Annotated in this window: 2 protein-coding genes and 1 pseudogene; 1 reads left to right on the top strand and 2 read right to left on the bottom strand. The window is 47.9% G+C overall.

What is annotated here, in order from left to right; translation table 11 throughout:
* Window positions 1–93 precede the first annotated feature (93 nt).
* Together ABL924_RS17520 and ABL924_RS17515 are read right to left on the bottom strand one after the other, a co-directional pair.
* Window positions 94–882 (bottom strand): annotated as a pseudogene (locus ABL924_RS17520) (transposase); the annotation flags it as partial.
* A gap of 213 nt (window positions 883–1,095) precedes the next feature.
* Window positions 1,096–5,187 (bottom strand): hypothetical protein, encoded by a 4,092-nt coding sequence (locus tag ABL924_RS17515; protein ID WP_349028385.1) that lies wholly within the window; start codon window positions 5,185–5,187, stop codon window positions 1,096–1,098.
* A gap of 246 nt (window positions 5,188–5,433) precedes the next feature.
* Here ABL924_RS17515 and ABL924_RS17510 point away from each other — a divergent pair.
* On the top strand, window positions 5,434–5,774 hold a 341-nt coding region (locus ABL924_RS17510), incomplete at its 3' end, for an antitoxin Xre-like helix-turn-helix domain-containing protein (RefSeq protein ID WP_349028384.1).

Raw genomic sequence — 5,774 nt, 5'->3', positions numbered from 1 at the left:
ATTCAAAGTTAGGCTATCAATCCCCGTTGCAGTTTGAGCGGGATTTTTATAAGAAGGCTGTCTAAAAAAGTGTCCGGTTTATATTGACCATTACACAATTAAGTGATGCTCAGTGTCGACAGCAACTTGGACGTTATAACCGACCACTCCCTTGCCTCGGCCGCTCGTCGTCATCGACCGGGCATCGGGATCGGTCAAGGAAAGCTGCTTGTCTGGCGATTCCTGCAACTGGACTTCAATCTGATCCAGTTGCGCCATTCGCTCTTTTAATTGGGCGATTTTATCCTGCAGCCGTTCCGTTTTGCTTTGGGCATTATCGGCTCTTTGCAAATCCGCTTTTTCCAAGTCGGCTAAATACCGGTTAATGCTGGCTTCAATCCGTTCCCGTTGACGGGCTAGCTTATGCACGCTGAAATTCCTGCCAATGTTGTTTACCGCCTTAAACTTGCTGCCATCAATTGCGACGGTGGCTTCTGTCAATAAATTCAGTTGACGGCAAAGAACTACAAATTGGCTACACACTTTACAGATGGCCTTGCCATTGTCTTTGCGGAAGTTGGCAATAGTTTTAAAATCCGGCGTCAATCGGTCGAGCAACCACATCAACTCGACGTTGCGTTGCGTCTCCCTCTCTAAACAGCGACTGGACTGGATTCGGTTGAGGTAACCGTAAATATAGAGCTTGAGGAGGAATGACGGATGGTAGGACGGCCTGCCCGTGATGGCGGGCACAGTCCCGTTAAATCCCAGCTTGCCAAGATCAAGTTGCTCGACGAAGGCATCGACAATGCGGACTGGATTATTTTCGGAAACATAGTCTTCCAGATACTCGGGAAACAATGTGCCTTGGTTGCGGTTATTGCCCTGAATAAACCGTTTCATTTAACCCCCAGGGTAAGATTAATCTTAAGGCATATTTTACAAGGTTTCCTGCACTGGAACTTACGTTTTTACACAGCCTCATACCAAAGCAGACCTTAAGATTGTCACGCCAATAAAATCTATAAAAGTCTGTATAGGCGGCCTATCGAGGTTATTTTTCAAGTTTCAAGCTTATAATCAACGTGTAGAGTATAAAGCTACAACAATTTTTACTTATTTTTGCTCTGGGCTAGTAGGTTTGGTTGGCGATTTTTCGACTTTTTTATTCCATAACCCGTTGGTTGAAAAACAGTTCCAACCCCACTTCAACCAGTTGAGCAATGACGCTGCCAGCCAGAATGACCAAGCCAACATTAGCAATCGATAAGCCATGAGGGGAACAGATATGGCAGTTGCCTGCGGTAAGGTGGATACGCTTCTGTCTTGATACCAGTTTAAATCAAATGCGGAAGATTGGTTTCCGGTAATCTGCATGTTAGGGGAACCACCTAATAGCCCTTGTTCGACCGCAAACACCAGTATTGCCAGGGAAAATACGGTGAACATAGCAATGATGACTTGCAATAGGTTGAAGTATTTGAAGGTATTGTTAGGTCTCAGCCCCCGCCATCCCAAGATCATCAACCAGGCAACCACCAGACAAGCCGACTCCATCGGCACTTGGCTTAGCCCAAGCAATAATAAAAACCAGTGCCAGTTCTTCAATGGCGTTAGCGGTATCTTGCCCAAGCCTATCGCCAAGATAACAATCACAACCAACACGCCCCAGAACAGCACCGCAGGCCCTAACTTTGGACCCCAAACAAACAACACCCACCGGTCTTGACCTAAACTGACATTGAGCCGGGTATTGACACTGGCTTGGCCTAAATCGAGTTGGGGTGTTTTCGTGATGCTGGAGATTTCTGACTGTTCTTGCCAGCGTAAAGTTACCTCTTGTTTGCCGGGATTTATTGGCAATGTAAGCTTTCTGCCTTCTTGCCGTAGCGGTAGCGTTTGCCCATTTATCGCCACGGTTTGCAGCACTGCTTGTTCCGGCAAGGTCAGCGTATGCTGCGTCCCCTGGGAACTCCTAATGCTCATTTTTAAGTCAGCATCCAATGCACGCTTGCCCGGCTTGATGGCTAACTGGCTGCTGTCTATCGTTAAAGTTTGTCCTTCCAGGGTTTTGGGACGGCTTATTTGCAAGCTCAAGGTTTCACCCGGCCAGGGATGCCATTCTGGTAGCCATTGCCCTTCGCTATTCATATGGATGAGGGTAATTCCGCTGGTTTCAATATGCCACACGGGGCTGACATCAGCTCTCCAGACCTCTATCCATTGATTGGTTTGAGCAGCGGTAAACGTAATCTTTTCGGCTTTTTCCAGAGTCGATTCCCATTGCATATCGGCTTGTTGCGCGGGCATGTTGGCTTCGACCTTGCCATTTTTAACGTGGATACCAGGAGTCGTTACCAATTCCCCCGCCAAAATAGGAATCTCCAAAACAATCGCAGAATCAGGTGGCGACATTCTGGTTATTTGGGTAATCACTCGCCAATCCAGGCCGAGTTGTACAGTGCGTTCAATTTTGACAAACGGCGGCAACAAGCCCGGAGCAAGACTTAGTTTGTTGGCGCTTTCTGTTGCTTTGCTAGTCCTGTTGAATTGCAACTGACCGTCAACCTGCCCGTTATCCTGGAGCCCGCTAACTTGCCATCCGCTTTGTGCGCTGGTTTCAACCATTACACGATTCGGCTTTAACGGTAAGGGTAAGGTAAACGTCGCCAGTAATGGAACTGCACCTGTAAGGACAACTTGATATTCGCCTTCAGGCAAATACAACCATAAGCCATTACCGTTACGATAAAGCCCTTGTGCCGTTTTGCCGTCAACGGTGGCTTGGTTCGGAAACCATTGTTCATAAGTGGCAGGCAACGGCAGGTTGACCGCTTGCTGGGCGTGGATTTGCAGGGTAATTTCGACAGCATTCTCGTTAATCGCCACATTCATTTGTGGGATTTGGGCGCAGCTGGGTAAGCAGTCAGGCGCTTCCAGCAAGCGGTTTTTAAGTTCGTCCAACACTTCTTTCGTCGGGAAATCCGCATAGGCTTTTTGTGTTGGCGTTGCCAGCATGGGCAGTATCAACAACCACAATAAGGCAGGGGCTGCGGTTTTGGGCTTGAACTTAAGTTTTCCAGACCAGCCAAACATCAGCAAAGCCAGCACGGCAACCAACGCTACCCGAATGAAATTTAGTAGCATCACCACGGTAGGCGAGAGATACCATAAGCGCAACTGCTGCCCAGCATCCACCGAACCATTCCAGGACAGCTGTACCTTGTGCCATTGCCACTGCGGCAAACCTGGGCCGGTCTGCACTTTGGCATCGGGGTCATAGCGGCTAAAATCGGCTTCTTTACTGTAGTACGAAGAGGATTGACTTACGGAGCCGCTGGCGTAATTCCTTTTCCGTTCTGGCATAATGGATTTCGCCATTTCCTGCTCTTGCAAGACTTCGGGAGCTGCAGCATCCATAGCCGATGTTGGAGTCATTACAACGGGCGGCGCAGGGCTTGGCGCTGCTGGCATCATAAAGTTTTGCCATTCATATTCCAATTGTGGATAAAGCCCCGTCCGCACCTGATAGACCATAAACGGGACGACAATCAGGACTAATGCCAACCAAAACGCATTGCGATACCATGTGATGGCGGTCAAGAACCTGCCTTGGGGCAGTACTTTGATTAACGCCGTTGCAGCCAAGATATTTAGCCAGACATACTGGGGCGATTCCGGTTCATGCCATGTTAACACCAGTGTCAGCAATGCAAATATCCCCCACAGTCGACCGAATAAGCGGCTGATTGCCAATGCAGCAATCAATACCAGGAACAAATCCAGCAATGTCCACCGAGCTATCCAGCTATCAGGCACATTATCGACACCACTGGCAGCGAGCAAACGCCAGCCTGGTGGTAAATTTAACTCGGCATTGACTTGGTTAAAGCTTTGCTCCCAACCTACTGTGCTGAACGACCCTATATCCCCAACGCTGCGGCTATCGGCATCCAGGGCAATTGCACCTTTCCTGACTTCCACCCCTTGCTTGCCAGTTCCTGTTAAGGTAATCAACTGGCTATTGCCATCTAGGGAGACTTTACCCAGTTTGGTTTCGGGCAAGGCATCAAGCCGCCAGCCTTTAGTCATTTTGCCGCTGATTGTGTCGTTGATGGTATAGCCCGCACCGTCAAAATCCAGCCATAATTTGCGGTTAATGGTCAGTTGATTAGGTTCAGGCTCTGGGTCGCCCCTGCGGATGACCTTTAACGTCATGCTTTCACCCTGGTTGACCTTATAAGTCGGCAAATGCCGCCATTCTTCGGGTGAATTCGTTTGGCTGGCATCAATCGGCACCAGTTTTTCCACCTCAACAACACGTAAATCAGGACGGGCATCAAACATCCAGATTTCCGAACTCGGCCAGTCCGGGTTACTTACGATTAAAGGGACAGCATTAATTTCCTTGGCACTTCTGGCTACAATATCCAATTGCCAGCGACCTGGACGTACCTGCACCAACAACTGCCCATCCGCTTCAATGCGTGCAGGAAGAGGGCTTTGTAAACTTAGCGGGATAAAATCGTTTAGCACAGGCTTTGCCAACTTAACTTCGCGCTGCTCGCCCGACACTTCCAACACCAGACGAGTAGTCACCTGTATGGGAACGTCATCGGTGATCTTCCTGAATACTTGAATATCCAGGCTGTTTTGCACATTCTCCGGCTTTTTTTGGCCTATGTCGTTTTCTGTCAGCCAAAGCTGTCCGTCCCTTATGCTGGGCGTGGGTATCCCTGCACCATTGATGCTTAAGCCAATCAGCCCAGTATCTGCTGGAATGCTTAGGCTTTCGGGAATCGCATCCCAGAAGAAATCGCCTTTGATCCCATAACTACCAGCCGATAGTTTTATAGATGGAATGCCATTTTTTTCCAACACAGTCGCAGCCTTATTATTGGCAGTAACATTTTGCGGCCAGTGTTTTTGGTCGCCAGGCAACGTCACCCAGCTTTCCTTAAAGACATCCCAGCTAATCGAAAATGCCCCTTTCGTGGCGGTAAAATCGAGGTTTAACTGGCTAGGCCAACTACAGCGTTTTTGTTCGTAACTGTTATAAATGAAAGGGCAGCCAAGCTCAGGCTGGTCTTGCAGCACCCAGTTCACCCAAGGTTTCAAGGGTTCTGGGACTTGTTCAAGGGTAAGTGGTTTGGCATGGGCAAAAACAGCAAAAAAGCTGATGAGGAGAAAAATTATTATTCGACCCATGTGTAGCCTCCAATTAAGTTTATACCTGGATTTTAGGCTCTGTTACAGAATCCTGCAAACTTGCTAACTCCCAGTCGCTTTCAACTGGCGGGATAAACTTTCTACAACATGGGTATTGCCGATAGGAAGAACTTGTTGCCTTTGAGTACGTTGATAAAAATTGGATTTTTATAGTCTATATATAGACTTTTTATTAGTTATAGTATATAAATATACCAAATTATCGAATACTGCCTGGAGATTTCTATGTTATCGGTTGAACACTCCAAATTACCGTCCGACAGCGCCAAAGTTTCAAAGAGTGCTTTACGGACTTTTTTTAACATTATGGACACATGGCAGCTCAACACAGATCAAGCCATGACCTTGCTAGGCCTGGATTCCCGCAGCACTTTTTTTAAGTGGAAGAAAAATCCGGAATCGGCAAAACTAACGCCCGATAAACTGGAACGGCTTTCTTACATCTTCGGCATCTATAAGGCGTTACAGATATTGTTGCCCAATGCCGATTCTGCCGATGGGTGGATAAAGCGACCTAACTCGGCGCTGCCTTTTCAGGGCAAATCTGCCTTGGAACGGATGTTAAC

This window comes from Methyloglobulus sp. (assembly GCF_040079455.1).
Classification (GTDB): Bacteria; Pseudomonadota; Gammaproteobacteria; order Methylococcales; family Methylomonadaceae; genus Methyloglobulus.
The sequence above is the reverse complement of the archived record's forward strand: the minus strand, read 5'-3'. Positions and strand labels throughout refer to the sequence as shown.

Bases quoted from the DNA above. Each gene is read 5' to 3' on its own strand.
- ABL924_RS17515 (WP_349028385.1), bottom strand. From the start codon at position 5,187: ATGGGTCGAATAATAATTTTTCTCCTCATCAGCTTTTTTGCTGTTTTT.